Source organism: Mesorhizobium dulcispinae, from assembly GCF_033977345.1.
Classification (GTDB): domain Bacteria; phylum Pseudomonadota; class Alphaproteobacteria; order Rhizobiales; family Rhizobiaceae; genus Mesorhizobium; species Mesorhizobium dulcispinae.
On the sequence record NZ_JAVIIY010000001.1, the window covers coordinates 375,052 to 395,545 of the forward strand.

Consider the following 20,494-nt stretch of genomic DNA (forward strand, 5'->3'; position numbering starts at 1 on the left):
ATGAAGTTTTCGCGCCTTCGCCTCCTCGGGTTCAAGTCCTTCGTCGAGCCCGGCGAGTTCGTCATCGAACGCGGGCTGACCGGCATCGTCGGGCCGAACGGCTGCGGCAAGTCGAACCTTGTCGAGGCGCTGCGCTGGGTGATGGGCGAAAGCTCCTACAAGAACATGCGCGCGTCCGGCATGGACGACGTGATCTTTTCCGGCTCAGGCGCGCGGCCCGCCCGCAACACTGCCGAAGTCACGCTTTTCCTCGACAACACAGATCGCACGGCGCCCGCCGCCTTCAACGATGCCGATGAGCTTCAGGTGTCGCGCCGCATCGAGCGCGAGGCCGGCTCGCTCTACCGCATCAACGGCAAGGAAGCCCGCGCCAAGGATGTACAACTGCTCTTTGCCGATCAGTCGACCGGCGCCCGCTCGCCGTCCATGGTTGGCCAGGGCCGCATCGGCGAGCTGATCCAGGCAAAACCCCAGGCTCGCCGCGCGCTTCTCGAAGAGGCCGCCGGCATCTCCGGCCTGCACACACGCCGGCACGAGGCCGAGCTCAGGCTGAAGGCGGCCGAGCAGAACCTTGAACGGCTGGACGACGTCGTCGGCGAGCTGGAAAGCCAGATCGACAGCCTGAAGCGTCAGGCGCGCCAGGCCTCGCGCTTCAAGAACCTGTCGGCGGACATCCGCAAGGCCGAGGCGACGCTCTTGCATCTCCGCTGGACGCTGGCCAAGACCCAGGAAGGCGAGGCGCGTTCCGCGCTCGCCGTCGCCACCACGCTGGTCGGCGACCGCGCCGCAGCCCAGATGGCGGCCGCCAGGGAACAGGGCAACGCCGCGCATCGGCTCCCCGATTTGCGCGACGCCGAGGCTGCTGCTGCGGCCGCCTTCCAGCGCCTGTCGATCGCCAAGACGCAGATCGAGGAGGAAGCCGGTCGCATCCGCTCCCGCCAGGCGGAACTGGAGCGCCGGCTGCAGCAACTCGACGCCGACATCGCCCGCGAGGAGCGGATGGTGCGCGACAATGCCGACATCCTGGAGCGCCTGCGCACCGAGGAGGCCGAGCTCAACTCGGAAAACGCTGGTGCCGCCGAGCGCGAAGCCACCACGCGCGCCGCTTTCGAACAGGCCGGCGCGACGCTCTCGCAAAGCGAAGCGAAACTTGCCGCGCTGACCGCCGAGCGTGCCGAGGCGGCAGCCTCGCGCCACCAGATCGAACGCACGCTGCGCGAGACCGCCGAGCGCCGCGACCGCTTCGCCCGCCAGCTCGCCGAGGTCGACCGCGAGCTTTCGGATATCGTCGCGCGCATTTCCGGCCTGCCCGATCCCGCCGAGAAGCGGCTGCTGGTCGAGGATGCGCTCGCCCGTCTCGAAGAGAGCGAGCTAGGTGCCATCGCCGCCGAGCAGGCGGTTGCCGAGGCGCGCGCCGCCGAAAGCGCCGCACGGCCGCCATTGCAGGATGCCAAGGCGGAGTTGCAGCGCATCGAGACCGAAGCGCGCACGCTGGCCAAGATCCTCAACGCCGCGAGCGGCGACCTCTTCCCTTCGGTGCTGGAGCAGATCAGCGTCGAGCGCGGCTACGAGACCGCGCTGGGCGCGGCGCTCGGCGAGGACCTCGACGTGCCGCTCGACCGCAGCGCGCCGGTGCATTGGGGCGAGAGCGCGGTCCAGCCCGGCGATGCAGCGCTGCCCGAAGGCGTGAAGAGCCTTGCCAGCGTGGTGCGCGCGCCGGCGCAGCTTGCCCGCCGCCTGGCGCAGATCGGCATCGTCGAAGCTGCAGACGGCCGCCGTCTCCAGGCGCAGCTGGCGCCCGGACAGCGGCTGGTCAGCCGCGACGGCGCGCTGTGGCGCTGGGACGGCCTGACGGCCAGCGCCGACGCCCCGACCGCTGCCGCCCAGCGACTGGCGCAGAAGAACCGCCTCGCCGAGCTCGACGCCGAAGCCGTGCAGGCGACCCGCGTCGTGCGCGAGGCCGAGGAGGCGCTGGCGCGTGCCGAGCAGGCCATGCGCCAGGCGAGTGAGGCCGAGCGCAACGCCCGCCAGGCCGGCCGCGATGCCCAGCACGGACTGGATGCCGCGCGCAACGCGCTGGCCGAGGCAGAGAAGGCCGGCGGCGAGCTGGCGAGCCGGCGCGCTGCCTTGGATGACGCCCGCGCGCGCATCGTCGACAGCCATGAGGAGACGCAAGCCGCTTTCCTCGAAGCCGAGGAGATGCTCAGGGGCGCGCCCGATCTCGGCGATCTGCAGCTGCAGCTCGAACAGGCGTCCGCCAATGTCGCGCGCGACCGCGCCACGCTTGCCGACGCGCGCGCCGTGCATGACGGCCTGCGGCGCGAAGCCGAGGCGCGCATGCGCCGGCTCGACGCCATCGGCACCGAGCGCAAGAACTGGCTGGAGCGCGCCGAGAACGCCTCGACGCAGATCGCCGCCCTTGGCGAGCGCAAGGCGGAAGCCGAAGCCGAGCGCGAAACGCTGGCCGACGCGCCCGACGAGATCGACGCCAAGCGCCGCGCCCTGCTGACGCAGCTTTCCGAGGCCGAGGCGCTGCGCCAGGCCGCCGGCGACCGCCTGCAGGAAGCGGAGACCAAGCAGGCCGAGCTCGACAAGGCGGCGACCGCGGCTATCCAGTCGCTCGCCGAAGCGCGTGAGACCCGCGTCCGCGCCGAGGAGCGCCTGACCGCGGCCGACGAGCGGCGCGCCGAGGTCGAGGCGCGCATCCAGGAAGCGCTGAACACGCCGCCGCATCTCGTCATCAAGCATACCGGCCTCGAGGCCGACGATCCGATGCCGGACATGGCAGAGGTCGAGCGCCAGCTCGACCGGCTGAAGATCGAGCGCGAGCGGCTCGGCGCCGTCAACCTGCGCGCCGAGGAAGAACAGAAGGAACTGTCCGACAGGCTGGAGACGATCGTTTCCGAGCGCGAGGACATAATCGAGGCGATCCGCAAGCTGCGCCAGGCGATCCAGAGCCTCAACCGCGAGGGCCGCGAGCGGCTGCTGTCGGCCTTCGAGGTGGTCAACGGCCATTTCCAGCGGCTGTTCTCGCATCTGTTCGGCGGCGGCACGGCCGAATTGCAGCTGATCGAGTCCGAAGATCCGCTGGAGGCTGGACTGGAAATCCTTGCCCGTCCGCCGGGCAAGAAGCCGCAGACCATGACGCTACTTTCGGGCGGCGAGCAGGCGCTGACGGCGATGTCGCTGATCTTTGCCGTGTTCCTGACCAACCCGGCGCCGATCTGCGTGCTCGACGAGGTCGACGCGCCGCTCGACGACCACAATGTCGAGCGCTTCTGCAACCTGATGGAAGAGATGGCGAAGACGACCGAAACGCGCTTCGTCATCATCACCCACAACCCGATCACCATGGCCCGCATGGACCGGCTGTTCGGCGTCACCATGGCCGAACAGGGCGTCAGCCAGCTGGTTTCTGTCGACCTGCAGGCGGCCGAAGCGATGCGCGAGGCGAGCTGAGGCGGCTCGAGCGCCTGGTTCGGCTAAGCTATTTCTCCGGCGCAGTCGCAGGCGCCGTATAGCGGCGGCGCACGGCCTCCAGCACGAGCTTGCGGCTCTCTTTGGGCGATAGACGCTTGTTCTTCTCGGCCTCGACCGCCTCGCGCGCGAGGTCCTTGTCCCGGATCTGGTGACGGAACCATTTGGAGTAGTCGCCTGCGCGCAGGTGGTATTCCCAAGTCTTGTCGTCGATGCCTTCCGCCATCCGGGCGAAGATGATCAGGTTGTGGGCTCGAAGATTCATCGCTTTCTTCGGCCCGGTGAAATAGAAGCTGCCCGCCTCGTCGAGCTCGCCTTCGGCATATTTGCGGCTGTGCCGCTTCAGCGATTGGTTTGGCTCGTTCGCCTTGACCGTGAACGGCTTCTTGCCGTCTCGCGGCCGCCATAGCAGCACACGCTCGCCCTTCGGCGTAGGGATGTTCCCGGGTGCCTCCAGCCCGGCCTCCTTGCAGAAGGTCCTGATGACGCCTTTCGCCTTTGGGCCGAGCGCGATCACTGCCGTCACCAGGCGCAAGACACCCGTCGAGATCGCTTCCGGATGCACGGTGATCAGCACCGTGCCCGGCAGCTCCAGCGAAAGCACCGCGCGCGTGTCTTCGCGCTTTTTGGGCAGGAGATGATGCGCCTCGTCGATGATCAGCCAATTCGGCCTTGCCGTGCGGTAGCGGACTCTGCCGAGGCCAGGCAGCAGCTCGGCGAAGAAATCGGGCCGCTCGTCGACCTTCAGCGCCAGTCCGTTGACCACGATATTGGTGTCCGGCTTGTCGATCAGCTCCAGCAGCTGGTCCTTGCTCGGCGCGCTCGAAGTATCGCCGAGCGGCACCGCGCCCTGCAGCCCGTCATAGTCGCCTTCCGGATCGAAGATGCAGAATTGCAGACCCTTTTCGACAAGCCGCTCGGTCAGCGCGGTTGCCAATGTGGATTTGCCGATGCCGGAGCTTCCGGCGATCAGAACCGTCTCGACCGGCGACAGATAGACCTTCTTGCCGCGGGCTGTCCCCAGCAGCACGCCGCGCGAGCGTTTGCGCATGACCAGGTGGTCGAGCTTGATCAGCTTGCGGATCAGGTCCTCGACGCCCCTGCCGCGCGCGCCTTTCGTGACGAGGTCGGCTGTCTCTTTCACCGACGGCAAGGCATTGGCGACGGCCACGCTCAAGCCCGCGGCCCTGAGGAAGGCGTGGTCGTTTTCGGCATCGCCGACGGCTACCACATTGTTCGGCGACAGCCTGAGATCGGCAAGCGCCGCCGCCAGTCCCGTCGCCTTGTTGATGCCTGAAGGCAGGATCATCACGGCGCCCTTGTTGAAGATGATTTCCAGTTCCAGTCCCAGCTTCTTGATGACGTCGAGCACGGTCGCCTGGTGCGGCTCCCAGGTGGCGACGATCGAGCGGCCGACCGACAGCGGCTTCACGCCGCGCTTTTTCAACTTGTCGACGAGGTCGGCTGAAGGGGAGGGCGAGATGGTGCGCTCTTCCTCGCTGGCCGGCGTGTAGATCAGCGCGCCGTTTTCCGCGACCACCTTGTCGAACAGACCGATCTCCGGAAAAACCTCCTTGAGGTCGGGCAATTCGCGGCCGGTGACCAGGATGAGCTTGCGGCCGGACCGCTTCAGCTTGTCCAGCGCCGAGAGCGTGCTTGCGGCAACCAGGCCGTTATGCGCCAACGTGCCGTCGTAGTCGGTGGCCAATGCCATGAAATACATCGGGTGATCCTCTCCGCCGGGCGGTGGCTCGGTCCGTCTGGAACGAACAACGCCTGTCGGCGGAAAAGGTTTAGGCGGGCGCTTTCGCATCCCTGGCGGGAACCAGGTTGGGGAAATGCGGCTCATCGCAAAGAGAGAAGGTTGGCTGGGGTTCTCGGAAGGCGGGGGCGCTTCTGGCCTTAGGTCCGGTTGGCGTCGGCGCGCTGCTCCTGTGCCCTCTTACAGATATCATCCAATTTTTTGCGGACCCGGTCGTTATCAAACAGCAGCTTGGCGCGTGAGAATCCTCTGCTACGAAGCTCCGATTCGATGGCAAGCCATCCTTCATAGTCGCCAGATGACGCAAGTTTCCCGGCTTCGCGCCACATAAGCACGTCACGCTCTCGGGACACACCCTTTCTCCCGTGCTTTTGCGCTCAGCATATAGGAGGTCGGACCGATATTAAAATGCAATATGTATTTCGGAAGATTTCAAACTGAGACAATACGCTTCATGGTTTGCGGCCACTGGTTCGACATTGCGAAATATCGGGAGACGGTCGAGGGACTGCCCCACCGTTCGCCGAGACCGGAGCACGGACTTCCACTTCACATTGAGAGATCGTGATGTCGAGATGACGCAAATATCGGCCACATCCATTGCAAGCCGTTTGATATCCGGGCGTGCGTCATTGCCCGTCATTGCCCCATAATTGAGGGACGAATTTTATGGCCTCGCCAATCGTCCGGATATTTCCATGATCCGTTTTGCAAATGATGGACCTCCTGCGCACCGTCTCCGCTCATGCGCTACTCCTGCGAGGCCGTCGGATTGTCGGCAAGGGACGTGAAAGCCGCGCTTATCCCCATCGAAAAGCAGCCGCGCTGAAATCGTTGCGCCACAGCATTTTCTGCGACGGACATATTTTTACATTTTGAGATTTTTTTTACATTTTGTGATTTGCACGATACCGCCAACGGGGCTCTGATGGGTGCAATGGGGCATTGGTGGGGCCTTTCTGGCCGGGCTTTTGAGCAAAAAACAGGCGGGGGCGTGAAAGGGGGCCAAGCATGGCCTATACAAACACCATTGTCTTGAGCGGTGACTATGGCTACCGCCAGTATAAAGTATCCGGTCTGCCCGCCAACACCCTTATCGATGCCACCAACGCCACGTGGATCGTCGCCAATCAGGGAAGCCCCACCAACCTCTATCCCTTCGCGGTCGTCAACCCCGGCGACAACCTCCTGGCTTTGGGCGGCACGATCAACGGCACGGTCTCCCAAACCGGCGACTGGGAGAACATTTACGTCAACTCCGCTGCAGTCCGCATAAATTCAGCCCACAGCTTTACCATCGACGACTGGACGATCACCCAGCCCTGGGATGGCATCCGTGTCGGCGGCACCGGCACCTTCCTCATCGAAGATTCCTATGTCGCCAACTCACGAGACGACGCGGTCGAGGACGACGACGTGATCGGCGGCACCATCCGGGATTCCCTGTTCGACCACGTGTTTTCCGGAGTGAGCCTTGGCGACGGTGACGTGAATGGGTCTCACAACACGGTCACCATGGATGGCATGCTTCTGGGCATGGGCGAGTACCTTCGCAAAGGCGTGGTGACCCACGGTTCGCCATTCAAACTCGCCGATGGCACAGGCGCTAACGATGTCTCGCCCAGCCTGCACTTTATCGACTGCGTGGTGGCGATCACCGACGTTCACCACAACGGCCAGGCGCGGCTGCAGCATGCCTGGGACAAGACGGTCGAGTCGCACGGCAATTACTTTCTCAACCTCTCTGACACGCCGCTGCCGTCGGATTATCCAATGCCGCCCGCCGGCTGGACGGTCCTTCAAGGCCAGGCGGCCCGCGACTACTGGGCCCAGGCCAAGGCGGCCTGGCATGCAGCCCATGACGGGGCCGACCCGATACCGTCACCTCCGATCCCACCGACCGACCCGATCCCACCGACCGACCCGACCCACGGAACGACCGGGAACGATACTTTTGTCGGCACTAGCGCGGCCGATACCTTTGATGCCCTGGCTGGCAACGACACACTGCGGGGCCTGGGTGGCAACGACGTGCTGACCGGTGGCACGGGCGAGGACACCTTCGTGTTTGACACGGCCTATGGCCCCGGCAATGTCGACACACTCACCGACTTCAATGCGGAACATGACGCGCTCTATCTCGACAATGCCGTCTTCACGACGCTCGGCTCCGGTTCCTTGTCCAGCCCGACGCAGGTGAACTCGGGGTATTTCGAGTTGCGAGAACACGCCGAACACACCAACGATCACCTGCTCTACAACCGGACCACGGGCGTTCTGTACTATGATCCCGATGGTTCGAAATCGACCCCCCAGGTGGAAATCGCCCACCTGGAGCCCGGGGCGGCCCTGACCTATCACGACGTGTTCGTCGTTTGATCGCCGGGACAACCGACGACGGAGTGGACCCAGGAGGTATCCGGTGCGGCACCGGAACCTCCGCTGTGTATCAGGCCAACCAGGACGGAAGTGGGGGGACGCTGCCCGTTTCGGGTGGCACTCATGATGCCGGCACCATGGTCGGCGCTTTATGGAAGAGGCACCTTTACGCTGGCTGATGACGGCACTGGCCGAACCACGGTTACGTATGATCCGGCGGACGAGTTCCACTTCGGGTGAGGTTGAAGGCCGAAGGAGGCAGGATCGGGCCTATCTTTCCCGAAAGGCGCGGCGGAACGAATCCACCAGCGGCTTGGTCAGATAGGTCAGAAACGTCCGCTCGCCGGTTGAAATGAAGGTTTCGACCGGCATGCCTGGGTAGATTTGCTCGGGCTTGACCTGCGGGGGCAGCTTATCAGCCATCTTAAGCCGCACGGTGTAATACGGTTGTCCAGTGCTGGGTGTGATCAGCCGGTCCGCCGAAACGTAGAACACCTTTCCAGACACCTTTGGTGTTGTCCGTGCATTGAGAGCTGTCAACATCATGTTCGCGCCTTGGCCGACTCGGATAGAATCGATGTCTTCAGGCTTGATCTTTGCCTCGATGATAAGTTCGTTCGTGGTCGGCAGAAGCTCCATTGCAACCTCGCCAGGGCGGATGACGCTGCCTTCGGAATTGTAGAGCGAGCGGACAATGATGCCGTCCACCGGGGCACGAATGGTTGTCCGCGCCAGGACCGATCGAGCAGCGTTGATTTGTTCCTCAAGGTCCGCCACCTCCGCCAGGCCTTTGTTCAGTTCCGTGACGGCATCCTCGACCCGGCTCGTTGTAAGTCTTTCAATCTGTTGACGCGCTTCCACGGTCTGGGTCGCCAAGCTGGCGATTTGCGCCTCCAGCGATCCCGCCTGACCTGCCAACTCGGCGGTGCTGCGCAGAAGATCGGTGTATTCAGAACGATTTGTCAGTCCCTTTTCCAGCAAGCCCTTTTTGCGTTCCGTCTCGGCATTGACGATCGCGAGCTGGTTTTCCGCAGCATCCTTCTGCGCCTTCAAGCCAGCAACGGCTTCCCGAAGGGCTGCTACCCGTTGCCTCAGAATCTCCTGTTCTGCGGCATAGCGCGCTAGCCGAGCCTGGAATTCCTTGGTTTGCTCTGCAAAGACGTCACTGAATTCGGGCGCGCCTGAGTAGGCGCCTAGATCGCGGGGCAGGACGATTTTCTCCAGGCCGTCCCGTTCTGCCTCGAGCCGCGCGATTTCAGCTTTTTGTGCGACCCACTGTTTGAGGACTCGGTTGAGCTGGGACTGCGCCACCGTTGGATCGAGCACGATCAGGGCCTGGCCTCGTAAGACTCTGTCACCCTCTCGGACCTTGATGCTGCTGACTACGCCACCTTCGAGATGCTGGATCATGACATTCTGTCCAGCTGCAGCGACCACTCCTGGCGCGATCGTTGCTCCGGCAATCGGCGCCGTTGCGCCCCAGAATCCGAAGCCAAGCAAGAAAACGGACACGCTTGCATATCCCGCCAGCGTGATCCGAGCTGTGCGTGTATCGACGTTGCGCTGCCAGCGATACGTCTTGGCGCCGATGGTTTGGCTAGGAACCGTCATTGGCGAGCCTTCATCTCACCGCGAGCAGATGACGGGAAAGGCACCACTCCTTCGTTGTCACGCGGCTGAGAGGCTGCGGGCCGCCCCGCTTGGCCCCGCCGCGTGACAAGTCTATCGAGCACGTCCTTGGTCAAACCGTAGATCTCGATCTGGCCACTGCGTAGCATCAATACGCGATCGCATTTGGAAGCGAGAGAGGGCCGATGGGTTATGACAAGCACGGTCGTTTTTCGTAAACGCGCCTGGATGATCGCCCGCTCGAGCGCGGCTTCGCCGTTGGAATCGAGATTTGCATTGGGCTCGTCGAGAACCAGCACCTTGGGATCGCCGTAAAAGGCGCGAGCAAGCCCGATGCGCTGACGCTCGCCACCCGAAAGGCGAACGCCGGTCGGGCCGATCAGCGTCGAATAGCCGTCCCTCTGACCCAGGATGAGCCCATGCACTTGGGCCCGCTGGGCTGCTTGGACCAATTTCTCGTCGGGCGCATCCGGTTCGAAACGCGCGATATTTTGGGCAATGGTTCCTGGGAAGAGTTCCACATCTTGCGGGAGGTAGCCAATATGGCGGCCGAGTTCTTCCGGATCCCAGTTTCGAATATCGCCGCCGTCGATCCGGATCGCCCCCGAGCGGGGCTCGATCGCACCGACGATGAGGCGCGCCAGAGTCGATTTTCCAGCCTGGCTCGGCCCCACAATCGCGACTGTTTCGCCGGCGGCGACTTCAAAGGTCAAGCGCTTTATCAGCGGCAGCGAACCGTCGGCCGCGCCCGGGAGATGATAGACTATTTGATCCACGCTTAACGCTCCTTGAGGAGCCGGCAATGCTACGTTTTCCTGGTTGTCGGGTCCGGATCGGAGAGCCGAAAGCCTCTTCCATGCAAGATTGGCGTCGATGATCTGCCGCCAACTCCCAATGATCTGATCAAGAGGTTGCAGAGCGCGCGCCGAAATCATCGAGGACGCAAATATCATACCGGCGGTCATCTCGTTGTGCAGAACCAGATAAGCGCCGACCCCCAATATCGCGATCTGCAGTGTCGAACGAGTGGTGCGGGATACACCGCCATAAAATGAATTGATGCGAGCAAGCCCATCCGAGGCGTGTAGAGAGCCGGAAAAACGGGTCCCCCAGAACTCTATCGCGTTGGACACCATGCCAAGTGCGCGAACGGTTTCGAAGTTTCGGGCGAAGGCCTGCGCCGAATTCATTGAGGCGTTGAGATTCTCCGCCGCCTCCTTGGCAGGTCGCGAACTCGCGACCTGGTTCAGCATGGCGATGATGACCATGAGAACCGCCCCGACGACCGTCACAAGGAAGAGCATCGGATGGATGAAGTAGAGCAGGCCCACGAAGATCGGCCCGAAAGGAAGGTCGAAGAGGAAGAAAATAGTTCTCGAAGCGATGAAATTTCGCAGGGTGGCCAGGTCGCGCAAGGCCTGGACATCGCCGAGGCCAGCGCGGGGGCCATTCATTGCAGCGAGAAACGACGATGTGCCCAGAGAGACATCCAGTCGCGCGGCGAGCCGGCTTGCATATACACCCCGCACGACTTCGAGCACGCCCAAGAGCAAGAGCGACGAAAGCGCAAGCAAAGTCAGGTAGGTGAGGGTGTCCAAATTGGCGGCGGGCAAAACCCGATCATAGACCTGCAGCATGTAGAGAGGCAGAACCAGCACCAGGGTGTTCATCATCGCGGAGAAGAGGCCCATTTCGACCACGCTCCTCGATAGCACCCTTCTGTTCGTATAGCTGGGCATCCCCGAAATCGCCTCTTGGGCCAAGCGATCATTTTAGACAATCTTTATATATCATGCCAAGCAGCCGCGCGATCCTTTTGACGGCTAAGGAAGAGCTGAAGCGAAGGCAGAGCCTCACGGCCCTAGCGGTGGTCGCTGCCATCGCTTCACGACCAAGCTGTGGCTCAACTCGAGATGAAGAGTGTAGCTGTCGCAGAGGTGCAGTCTCTCCGAGCGCCAGCCGCCGGGAAATCGCCTCCCACGGCATGAAGCGGACGCTTGGCGACCGACTCTCGCCGGGCGCAAGCGCTATGCGGCCGGTACCGACGCCGCCCTTCTCGGGCGGCCGATGCCGGACCGAGCATCGCTTCACTCGTCCTGCACGATGGAACCCGGCCGGAGCGCCCACGTTCGGTGTGGAATGTCACTCGAAATTGCCGAAGCTGTTTCGCGAAAGCAGTCAGGCCGGAGTGAGAGGCCCATCCGATGTATGTTTTCCTGGAGGTCCTGACCGTCATCCTCGTGGCGAGCGCGATGGCGATGGCGCTCGCCCATGCGCTGGAACTGCCGGGTAAATTGCGGCTGGGCAGGGAAGACTATTTTGTCGTCCAACGGATCTATTATCCGGGTTTCACGATCGGCGGCGGTATCGCCGAGGTCGGCGGGATCGTTGCGACCTTGGTGCTGATGCTGACGTCCAGCGGCCCCGTCCGGTTCTGGCTGGTCGCCGGCGCTTTGGTTGCGCTCCTTGCCATGCAGCTTGTCTTCTGGCTCATGACCCAGCCGATCAACAAGCATTGGCTGCAGGAGGTGGAATTGACCGCGCCGGCAAAGCGCTTCTTCGCAACCGAGGGCAGCGGCGGAGCCCCGACCATGCCGACGGAAGAATGGACCGCACTTCGCAACCGGTGGGAACTCTCGCATGTTATCCGTGCGGCGTTGGCGATGCTGAGCCTGATCCTGCTGACCACGGCAATCGCCATCCCAGGCGCCTGATATCTAGGCTTCCCGATCAAGCACTCGAAATTTCAGGAGAGGGCGCGGCCGGTCATCGGGCCGAGGTCGGTCTTTGCTTGGAAGGATGGCTGGGGCGCCAGGATTCGAACCTGGGAATGTCGGTACCAAAAACCGATGCCTTACCACTTGGCGACGCCCCAGCAACCGGGCGGTGCCCGCTGCGCGCGGCCTTATAGGACGAGCCGATGGAAAGCTCAATGCTTGGACCGCCGCCATCCAAGGTAATCTTGCCGCATGTCCGCGTCGGCGGATTGCTGCCGCGTTTTCGGGGGCAATCCAAATGGCAAGATCGAATCCGGCGATCGGAATTGCCAGCTATTCGCCCCACACGGCGAGCTCGTTGCCGGCCGGATCGGTGAAATGAAACCGCCTGCCGCCCGGGAAGGAAAAGATCGGCTTGACGATGCTGCCGCCGGCATTCTCGATCGCTTCAAGCGTCTCCTCCAGACTTTCGGAATAGAGCACGGGCAGCGGCCTGGCCGGTGCCTCGCCGGCATCGGCCTGGAAGCCACCGTCGAGCCCTTCGGCAAAAGCGGAGTAGGTTGGCCCGTAATCGGTGAACGACCAGGAAAACGCCGCGCTGTAGAAGGATTTGACGCTGTCCAGCGTGCCGCCGGTGGCCGGCAGTTCCAGATAGTCGAGTTTTCCGTTGAGTTTCATCACGCTACTCCACTTTGTTCTTGTTATGTTCTATATCGCGGCGCCGATACCGGCAAGTCTTTTTGACGCAGCTTTTGCTTAATCGATTGTAGTAGCGACGCTTGCTTTGCCGACGCTTGCCTTTCGCACTGCAGCATCCTATCGCTCGGATCGGAAGGGCGGGGAACCGGGCCTTGGTCCGGGTGTTGTCTATCTTCCAAGGACCTGGAGGGCATGCATGACCAAGTGGGTTTACACCTTTGGCGACGGCGCCGCGGAAGGCCGTGCCGGCGACCGAAATCTTCTCGGCGGCAAGGGCGCCAACCTGGCCGAGATGTGCAGCCTCGGCCTGCCAGTCCCGCCGGGCTTCACCATCACCACCGAAGTCTGCAACGCCTATTACGCCAACGGCCGCACCTACCCGGCGGCACTCGAAGCGGATGTGCTCGCGGCGCTCGACCATATCGGCCGGCTCACCGGGCGCCATTTCGGCGACCCGTCGAAGCTGCTCCTGGTCTCGGTGCGCTCCGGCGCCCGCGCCTCGATGCCCGGCATGATGGACACCGTGCTCAATCTCGGCCTCAACGACGAGACGGTCGAGGCTTTAGCCGCCGATTCCGGCGATGCCCGCTTTGCCTATGACAGCTACCGCCGCTTCATCCAGATGTATTCCGATGTCGTCATGGGCCTCGACCACGAGGTTTTCGAGGAAATCCTCGAGGACCAGAAGGCGAGCCTCGGCCATGAGCTCGACACCGAGCTGACAGCCATCGAATGGCAGGGCGTGATCGCGCTCTATAAGGCCAAGGTCGAGGAGGAGCTCGGCAAGCCGTTCCCGCAGGACCCGCGCGAGCAGCTCTGGGGCGCCATCGGCGCGGTGTTCTCGAGCTGGATGAACAACCGCGCCATCACCTATCGGCGCCTGCACGACATCCCTGAGAGCTGGGGCACGGCGGTCAACGTCCAGGCCATGGTGTTCGGCAATATGGGCGACACCTCCGCCACCGGGGTCGCCTTCACCCGCAATCCCTCGACCGGGGAGAAGCAGCTCTACGGCGAATTCCTCGTCAACGCCCAGGGTGAGGACGTGGTGGCGGGCATCCGCACGCCGCAGAACATCACCGAAGCGGCGCGCATCGCCGCCGGTTCCGACAAGCCCTCGCTGCAGAAGCTGATGCCGGACGCCTTTCAGGCCTTCGTCGACATCTCCGACCGGCTGGAAAAGCACTACCGCGACATGCAGGATCTCGAATTCACCATCGAGCGCGGCAAATTGTGGATGCTGCAGACCCGCTCCGGCAAGCGCACCGCCAAGGCGGCGCTGAGGATCGCCGTCGAGATGGCGAAGGACGGGCTGATCACCAAGGAGGAGGCGGTCGCCCGCATCGATCCTGCCTCGCTCGACCAGCTCCTGCACCCGACCATCGATCCGAAGGCCGCGCGTGATGTCATCGGCATGGGCCTGCCGGCCTCGCCGGGCGCCGCCACCGGCGAGATCGTCTTCTCGTCCGGCGATGCCGAGGACGCCAGGGCGCAAGGGCGCAAGGTCATCCTGGTGCGCATCGAGACCAGCCCCGAGGACATCCACGGCATGCATGCGGCGGAAGGAATCCTCACCACGCGCGGCGGCATGACCAGCCATGCCGCGGTGGTGGCGCGCGGCATGGGCAAGCCCTGCGTGTCGGGCGCCGGCTCGCTGCGCGTCGACTACAGGGCCGGCACACTGATCTCGATGGGCCAGACCTTCCGCAAGGGCGACATCATCACCATCGACGGCGGCAACGGCCAGGTGCTGAAGGGCGCGGTCGCCATGCTGCAGCCGGAGCTCTCCGGCGATTTCGCCGCCATCATGGAGTGGGCAGACGCCGCACGCCGCATGAAGGTGCGCACCAATGCCGAAACGCCGCTCGACGCGCGCATGGCGCGCTCCTTCGGCGCCGAAGGCATCGGGCTCTGCCGTACCGAGCACATGTTCTTCGACGGCGACCGCATCGTCGCCATGCGCGAGATGATCCTGGCCGACACCGAGAAGGACAGGCGCTCGGCGCTCGACAAGCTCCTGCCGATGCAGCGTTCGGATTTCCTCGAACTGTTCGAGATCATGGCCGGCCTGCCGGTGACGATCCGCCTGCTCGATCCGCCACTGCATGAATTCCTGCCCAAGACCGAGGCGGAGCTGGCCGAGGTTGCGGCGGCGATGAACGTGTCGGCCGACAAGCTCAGGCAGCGCACCGAAGCACTGCACGAGTTCAACCCGATGCTCGGCCATCGCGGCTGCCGGCTTGCCGTCTCCTATCCCGAGATCGCCGAGATGCAGGCCCGCGCCATCTTCGAGGCGGCGGTCGAGGCCGGCCACAAGGCTGGCGCGCTGGTGGTGCCGGAGATCATGGTGCCACTGGTCGGCCTGGTGAAGGAGCTGGATTACGTCAAGGCGCGCATCGATACGGTCGCCAAAAGCGTGATGCAGGAGACCGGCACGAAGATCGATTACCTCACGGGTACCATGATTGAGCTCCCCCGCGCGGCCATCCGCGCCCATGTCATCGCCGAAACGGCCGAATTCTTCTCCTTCGGCACCAACGACCTGACGCAGACGACCTTCGGTATCTCGCGCGACGACGCGGCTTCCTTCCTTGAAACCTATCGGCAAAAAGGTATCATCGAGCAGGATCCGTTTGTTTCGCTCGACGTCGACGGTGTCGGCGAGCTGGTGCGGATCGCGGCGGAAAAGGGCAGGGCGACACGATCCGACATCAAGCTCGGCATCTGCGGCGAGCATGGCGGCGATCCGGCCTCGATCCGCTTCTGCGAAGAGGTCGGCCTCGACTATGTGTCATGCTCGCCTTACCGCGTACCGATTGCCCGGCTGGCTGCGGCGCAGGCGGCCGTGGATGCCGCGAAGCACAAGGCAAAGCGCGCCTGAGCGGCGCGCCCCACCTTACGATTTTGTATGGAAACTCACGCGAACGTGCGCGCGTTGGTTCCCAATCTGGACATCGTTGGCAAGCAGTTTCGCGTTCCGAATTACTCGGCGCGTGAAACAGATGCTGCAGATTTCCCCCACCTCTTTCCGGTCGATCCTGATCCTGCAGACCAAGTTCATCGGCGACATCGTGCTTGCCTCCACCTTGGCGAAGAACCTGCAGCTCGAATATCCGGGCGTCAGGATCGTGTTCCTGTGCGAGGCCAGATTCGCCTCCTTCCTCACCGCGCATGGCATCGCATCGGAGGTCATTTCGTTCAGCCGCTCCTACGTGCGTGGCACGCCGTTCCAGCGCGGGCGCGAGCTTTTCCGGGTTGTGCGAGCATTGCGGCGGCACCGCTTCGACATGGCCATCGACATCACCGATTCGAAAACCTCGCGGCTGTTATCGGGGTTGGTCCGTGCCCCGATTCGTGTCGGCCACTATCCGACGGAACGACCTCTGCGCTGGCTTGAGCGTCAGCCTGCCAATGTCAGGATGAAGCCGTTCGGATTCGGCGAAAAACATTATCTCTTCCGCTATTTGTCGCCGCTCGAGGTGCTCGGCGTCGACCTGCGCGTCAGGGTGCCGGCCATCCGCCCGCTACCCTTTGAAACGACGCGAGCGCTCGCCTTGCTCAGCAAATATCATTTGCAGCCAAACGCCTTCTTGGCCGTGCATGCGGGGGCGAGCTTTCCCGGGCGTCGCTGGCAGCCCGAGCGCTTCGCGGCGGCGATCGAACGGATATCGGCCGAAACCGGTCTGGACGTTGTCCTGATTGGCGGCCCTGACGAGAACGAGGCAGCGCACAAGGTCATTGCGGCAGCGAAAACGCCGGTCGTCAATCTGGTCGGCGCGCTCTCGCTCGAAACGCTGCTGGCGCTGCTCAAGGAGGCTAGGCTGTTCGTCGGCAATGAGAGCGGCCCGATGCATATGGCGGCCGCGGCCGGCACTCCGGTTGTCGGTCTGTTCGGCCGGACCAATCCGGTTCGGTGGGGGCCGGTCGGCGTCCCCAGCATCTCGTTGCGCCCCTCTATGCCTTGCGATTGCGTCGGCGGGGACCTGTGCCGCCGGACCGATTCGAGCAAGGCATGCTGTGTCTGGCGCCTTGAAGTCGATTCCGTGGTCGAGGCGGTGCGTGAACTTCTGGCGCGGACCGACGTGGCGCTGGAGCAGGCAGTCTGACGGTCACGCAAATTGTCGCGCGGTTGCTTTTCGGGTGCGAACCATCCCGATTTTCGCCTAGATGCAGGTCTTGTTGACGCCGTCTTGAATGGCGCGACATGCCGGGCTTGGGAAGAATGACGGGTTTGCTTCGAAAATCGCTTTGCGCGCTCGCTCTGTCGCTCGCGCTGGTCTCGGCCGGCCATGCCGCGACGCTGGTCGAGCCGACGCTGCATCTGAAGCCACGGGGTGACGGTGGTCGGGTTGCGCTCACGCTGGACGCCTGCGGCGGGAAGACCGATACGCGCATTCTTTCCGCGCTGGTCGAAAACAGGATTCCCGCGACCATCTTCGTCACCGGCATCTGGCTGAAGCGCAACGCCGCCGCTGTCGAGATCATGCGCGCGCATCCTGACCTGTTCGAGCTGGAAAATCATGGCGGCCGCCACATCCCGGCGGTCGACACGCCGCGCAAGATCTACGGCATCAGCGCTGCCGGCAGCCCCGATGCCGTTCAGGCGGAAGTCGAGTCCGGCGCCGCAGCACTGGCGAGCGCCGGCGGCCCGCCGCCGAAATGGTTTCGCGGCGCCACCGCCGAATACAGCCCGTCGGCGATCGTGATGATCCGCAAGCTGGGCTTCAAGATCGCCGGCTTTTCCGTCAACGGCGACGGCGGCTCGCTGCTCGGCGCCAGGGAAACCGCCCGGCGCATCGCCGCCGCCAAGGATGGCGACGTCATCATCGCTCACATCAACCAGCCGACCCATGCGGCGGGCGAGGGCGTCGTCCAGGGCTTGCTGGCCCTGAAGCAGAAAGGCATGACCTTCGTTCGCCTGGACGATGCCGAAGACGTGGGCAACGACGGCACCACGGATTGATCGCTGCATCGGGCGCCGGTTCGAAATTCTCAGTCCGGCTTAGCCTCGACCGTCATCGGAAGCGCAGGAGCTCGCCGTTTGCAGGCCGGCATCACCTGAATATCAGCACAGCCTCACTCCGGCGCGGCTTCGACCGCCACCTTGCTCGTATAAAACGCGCCGTGATCGCGGATCTCGGTCATTTCGTCGAAGGGCTGTTCATAGGCCCACATCGCGTCCTTGCCGCCTTCGCCGGCCGGCAGGACACTCCAGTAGCTCGCATCGCCCTTGTAAGGACAATGCGTCGAATGCCCGGTCCTTTCGAGCTTGCCGAAATCGATATCGGCGAAGGGGATGTAGAAAACCGCGGGGTAGGGCGGCTCCGAGAGCAGCCGCGCCCGGGTCGACCTGGCAATAATTGTGTCGCCGGCGCGCACCGTGACGCTGCCGCGATAGGGTTCGATCGTGATCACCTTGTCTGGGTTGCGCTGAAAGCCGGGGGCGGGGTTGGCGAGCTTGTCCATGAGGGGGGTCTCCTTCTCCGCCACAAGGTGTGTCGGGCAGGAGCCTCGCACAAGGTTGCGCGGTTGCGCGAGGCCGCGTCGAAGCGGAATTTTCTTCCAACCGATGCTGGCGGTCAGGCGGCGGCCTTGAACGCGTCCATGAGGCCCGCATAGGCGGCGGCGATGCCGGCGACCGGATTGGTGCTTCTGGCTGCAGTCTCGACCTTCAGCGCGCCGCCCGAGGTCGGCAGCGTCAGCAGCAGGAACTGGCGGTTGCCGCCATCGCCGACGCATGCGGCGGCGACGTGTTGGCCTTCGCCGCCATTTTCGACACACATCTTGAACAGCAGCGTTCCGCCGACGGCCTCCAGCGCGCCGCCGACCACTTCGGCAAATTCATCGTCGGAAACGGTTTTGGAGTCCGGCGTCAGATCGTCCAGACTTTCGGCAAGCGTGCTTTCGAGGGCTTTTTCATCGAGCTGCGCGTCCATGCGAATCTCTCCATTCGCCAATCTCACCCAGCCCGTTAATGAAACTTAACGGCGACGATGGCCGGATTATGGCGGGTTTCACGGCTTGTTCGGTCCATCCACCACCTTGGACCAATGGTGGCTGGACAATCCGCCGGATCATTCCACAATGCGTGAAACAATGACGCGAAAGCGCGAAAAAGGGGAGGAGCCGAGATGCTCGGACTGATGCAGGAATGGCCGCTGCTCTGCCACAAGCTGATCGATCACGCCGAACGCCAGCACGGTGGGCGCGAGGTCGTGTCGCGCTCGATCGAAGGCCCGATCGTGCGCACCACTTTTGCCGACATCCGTCATCGGGCGCTCAAAGTCGCCGAGCGGCTGGAGCGGGACGGCTTCGGGCTCGGCGACCGCATCGCCACGCTTGCCTGGAACACCGGGCGCCACATCGAGGCCTGGTACGGCATCATGGGCATCGGCGCGATCTACCACACGCTCAATCCGCGCCTCTTCCCCGAGCAGATCGCCTGGATCATGAACGACGCCGGGGACAAGGCGATCTTCGTCGACCTGACCTTCGTGCCGCTGCTGGAGAAGATCGCCAGCCAGGTCAAGTCGCTCAGACAGGTGATCGTGCTGACCGACCGGGCGCACATGCCGCAAACCTCGTTGCCGAATGCCGTTGCCTATGAGGAATGGCTTGCCGAGGCCGACGGCGCCTTCGCCTGGAAGAGCTTCGACGAGAACACCGCCGCCGGCATGTGCTACACCTCGGGCACGACCGGCGACCCGAAAGGCGTCGTCTACAGCCACCGCTCGAACGTGCTGCACGCCATGATGGCCGCGATGCCCGATGCCATGGGGGTTTCGGCCCGCGACGTTGTCCTGCCCGTGGTGCCGATGTTTCATGCCAATGCCTGGGGGCTCGGCCAGACCGCGCCGATGATCGGCGCCAAGCTGGTGATGCCGGGCTGCAAGATGGACGGCGCCTCGATCTATGAACTGCTCGACACGGAAAAGGTCACCTTCAGCGCCGCCGTGCCGACGGTGTGGATGATGCTGCTGCAATATCTCGAGGAGACCGGCAAGAAATTGCCCTATCTCAACAAGGTCGTTATCGGCGGTTCGTCCTGCCCGCGCGCCATCACCGCGAAGTTCCAGGACAAATACGAGGTTCAGGTCGTGCATGCCTGGGGCATGACCGAGATGTCGCCGCTCGGCACGCTGTGCACCATGAAGCCGGAATATCAAGGGCTGACGGGCGATGCCAGGCTCGACATCCAGGGGAAGCAAGGCCATCCGCCCTTCGGCGTCGAAATGAAGGTGACTGACGACGAGGACAACGCGCTGCCCTGGGACGGCAAGACCTTCGGGCGCCTGAAGGTTCGCGGCCCGGCGATCGCGCGCGCCTATTATGGCGGCGTCGGCTCCGAGCAGTTCGACGCTGAGGGCTGGTTCGACACCGGCGACGTCGCCCATATCGACGCCAGCGGCTATATGCAGATCACCGACCGCGCCAAGGATGTCATCAAATCGGGCGGCGAATGGATCTCCACCATCGATCTCGAGAACCTTGCCGTCGGCCATCCCGATGTGGCGGAGGCTGCGGCAATCGGCGTGCCGCATTCCAAATGGGGCGAGCGGCCTCTGCTGGTGGTCGTGCGCAAGCCGGGCAAGGAGCCGAGCAAGAGCGACATCCTGACCTTCATGAGCGGCAAGGTCGCCAAATGGTGGATGCCCGACGATGTCGCCTTCGTCGGCGAAATTCCCCACACGGCGACGGGCAAGATCCAGAAGACAATCTTGCGCCAGCAATTCAGGGAGTATCGGCTGCCGACGGATTGAGGAATGTTCAATCTTTCGGCTTCAAGCCCGGGCCAAAAACATCTAGAGCAATTCCAGGAAAAGCGCGCAGC

The 20,494-nt window shown here is 63.5% G+C and carries 13 protein-coding genes and 1 tRNA gene; 7 read left to right on the forward strand and 7 right to left on the reverse strand.

Translation table 11 applies throughout. The features are described from left to right. Window positions 1-3,459: a chromosome segregation protein SMC gene (smc, locus tag RFN30_RS01730; protein ID WP_320260412.1), complete on the forward strand. Its 3,459-nt coding sequence runs from the start codon at window positions 1-3 to the stop codon at window positions 3,457-3,459. A gap of 28 nt (window positions 3,460-3,487) precedes the next feature. Here smc and RFN30_RS01735 read toward each other — a convergent pair whose 3' ends face one another. Continuing rightward, on the reverse strand, window positions 3,488-5,200 hold the full coding sequence (locus RFN30_RS01735) for an HAD family hydrolase (protein ID WP_320260413.1): 1,713 nt from the start codon (window positions 5,198-5,200) through the stop codon (window positions 3,488-3,490). Window positions 5,201-6,250: 1,050 nt separating this feature from the next. Here RFN30_RS01735 and RFN30_RS01740 point away from each other — a divergent pair. Next, window positions 6,251-7,618 carry a calcium-binding protein gene (locus RFN30_RS01740; RefSeq protein WP_320260414.1) on the forward strand — a complete coding sequence of 456 codons (1,368 nt, stop codon included), beginning with the start codon at window positions 6,251-6,253 and terminating at the stop codon, window positions 7,616-7,618. Between the two features lie 270 nt (window positions 7,619-7,888). On the opposite strand, the gene RFN30_RS01745 is transcribed toward RFN30_RS01740, so the two are convergent. Both RFN30_RS01745 and RFN30_RS01750 read right to left on the reverse strand, forming a co-directional pair. Next, a complete protein-coding gene (locus RFN30_RS01745) occupies window positions 7,889-9,229 on the reverse strand; it encodes an HlyD family type I secretion periplasmic adaptor subunit (protein ID WP_320260415.1) in 1,341 nt (446 codons plus the stop codon). Continuing rightward, window positions 9,226-10,986, reverse strand: a complete 1,761-nt coding sequence (locus RFN30_RS01750; RefSeq protein ID WP_320260416.1) for a type I secretion system permease/ATPase — start codon at window positions 10,984-10,986, stop codon at window positions 9,226-9,228. The genes RFN30_RS01745 and RFN30_RS01750 overlap by 4 nt, the downstream gene beginning before the upstream one ends. Window positions 10,987-11,499: 513 nt before the next feature. Between RFN30_RS01750 and RFN30_RS01755 the strand changes: the two genes are divergently transcribed. After that, window positions 11,500-11,961 carry an anthrone oxygenase family protein gene (locus RFN30_RS01755; protein ID WP_320260417.1) on the forward strand — a complete coding sequence of 154 codons (462 nt, stop codon included), beginning with the start codon at window positions 11,500-11,502 and terminating at the stop codon, window positions 11,959-11,961. 86 nt (window positions 11,962-12,047) lie between these two features. Here the strand turns inward: RFN30_RS01755 and RFN30_RS01760 are convergent. Next, window positions 12,048-12,122 (reverse strand) — tRNA-Gln (locus tag RFN30_RS01760). Between the two features lie 175 nt (window positions 12,123-12,297). Then, window positions 12,298-12,642 (reverse strand): VOC family protein, encoded by a 345-nt coding sequence (locus tag RFN30_RS01765; RefSeq protein WP_320260418.1) that lies wholly within the window; start codon window positions 12,640-12,642, stop codon window positions 12,298-12,300. Window positions 12,643-12,859: 217 nt separating this feature from the next. On the opposite strand from RFN30_RS01765, the gene ppdK reads away from it, so the two are divergent. From ppdK to RFN30_RS01780, 3 genes are all read left to right on the forward strand, one after another. After that, complete coding sequence (gene ppdK, locus RFN30_RS01770; RefSeq protein ID WP_320260419.1) at window positions 12,860-15,544, forward strand: pyruvate, phosphate dikinase; 2,685 nt, start codon at window positions 12,860-12,862, stop codon at window positions 15,542-15,544. Next, window positions 15,480-16,769: a glycosyltransferase family 9 protein gene (locus RFN30_RS01775; protein ID WP_320260420.1), complete on the forward strand. Its 1,290-nt coding sequence runs from the start codon at window positions 15,480-15,482 to the stop codon at window positions 16,767-16,769. Before ppdK ends, RFN30_RS01775 begins: the two co-directional genes overlap by 65 nt. Window positions 16,770-16,885: 116 nt before the next feature. Beyond that, on the forward strand, window positions 16,886-17,626 hold the full coding sequence (locus RFN30_RS01780) for a polysaccharide deacetylase family protein (protein ID WP_320260421.1): 741 nt from the start codon (window positions 16,886-16,888) through the stop codon (window positions 17,624-17,626). A 113-nt stretch (window positions 17,627-17,739) separates the two neighbouring features. Here the strand turns inward: RFN30_RS01780 and RFN30_RS01785 are convergent, their stop codons facing one another. Continuing rightward, window positions 17,740-18,129 carry a DUF427 domain-containing protein gene (locus tag RFN30_RS01785; RefSeq protein WP_320260422.1) on the reverse strand — a complete coding sequence of 130 codons (390 nt, stop codon included), beginning with the start codon at window positions 18,127-18,129 and terminating at the stop codon, window positions 17,740-17,742. Between the two features lie 113 nt (window positions 18,130-18,242). Next, window positions 18,243-18,599 (reverse strand): hypothetical protein, encoded by a 357-nt coding sequence (locus RFN30_RS01790; RefSeq protein WP_320260423.1) that lies wholly within the window; start codon window positions 18,597-18,599, stop codon window positions 18,243-18,245. Between the two features lie 195 nt (window positions 18,600-18,794). Here RFN30_RS01790 and RFN30_RS01795 point away from each other — a divergent pair, with 195 nt between their 5' ends. Beyond that, on the forward strand, window positions 18,795-20,423 hold the full coding sequence (locus tag RFN30_RS01795; RefSeq protein WP_320260424.1) for a fatty-acid--CoA ligase: 1,629 nt from the start codon (window positions 18,795-18,797) through the stop codon (window positions 20,421-20,423). Window positions 20,424-20,494: the final 71 nt, after the last annotated feature.

Excerpts from the sequence above, each read along its gene's own strand:
- RFN30_RS01765 (WP_320260418.1), bottom strand. The coding sequence starts at position 12,642 with ATGAAACTCAACGGAAAACTCGACTATCTGGAACTGCCGGCCACCGGC.
- RFN30_RS01755 (WP_320260417.1), top strand. The coding sequence starts at position 11,500 with ATGGCGATGGCGCTCGCCCATGCGCTGGAACTGCCGGGTAAATTGCGG.
- RFN30_RS01790 (WP_320260423.1), bottom strand. The coding sequence starts at position 18,599 with ATGGACGCGCAGCTCGATGAAAAAGCCCTCGAAAGCACGCTTGCCGAA.
- RFN30_RS01795 (WP_320260424.1), top strand. The coding sequence starts at position 18,795 with ATGCTCGGACTGATGCAGGAATGGCCGCTGCTCTGCCACAAGCTGATC.
- RFN30_RS01745 (WP_320260415.1), bottom strand. The coding sequence starts at position 9,229 with ATGACGGTTCCTAGCCAAACCATCGGCGCCAAGACGTATCGCTGGCAG.
- RFN30_RS01780 (WP_320260421.1), top strand. The coding sequence starts at position 16,886 with ATGACGGGTTTGCTTCGAAAATCGCTTTGCGCGCTCGCTCTGTCGCTC.
- RFN30_RS01740 (WP_320260414.1), top strand. The coding sequence starts at position 6,251 with ATGGCCTATACAAACACCATTGTCTTGAGCGGTGACTATGGCTACCGC.
- smc (WP_320260412.1), top strand. The coding sequence starts at position 1 with ATGAAGTTTTCGCGCCTTCGCCTCCTCGGGTTCAAGTCCTTCGTCGAG.
- RFN30_RS01735 (WP_320260413.1), bottom strand. The coding sequence starts at position 5,200 with ATGTATTTCATGGCATTGGCCACCGACTACGACGGCACGTTGGCGCAT.
- ppdK (WP_320260419.1), top strand. The coding sequence starts at position 12,860 with ATGACCAAGTGGGTTTACACCTTTGGCGACGGCGCCGCGGAAGGCCGT.
- RFN30_RS01785 (WP_320260422.1), bottom strand. The coding sequence starts at position 18,129 with ATGGACAAGCTCGCCAACCCCGCCCCCGGCTTTCAGCGCAACCCAGAC.
- RFN30_RS01750 (WP_320260416.1), bottom strand. The coding sequence starts at position 10,986 with ATGCCCAGCTATACGAACAGAAGGGTGCTATCGAGGAGCGTGGTCGAA.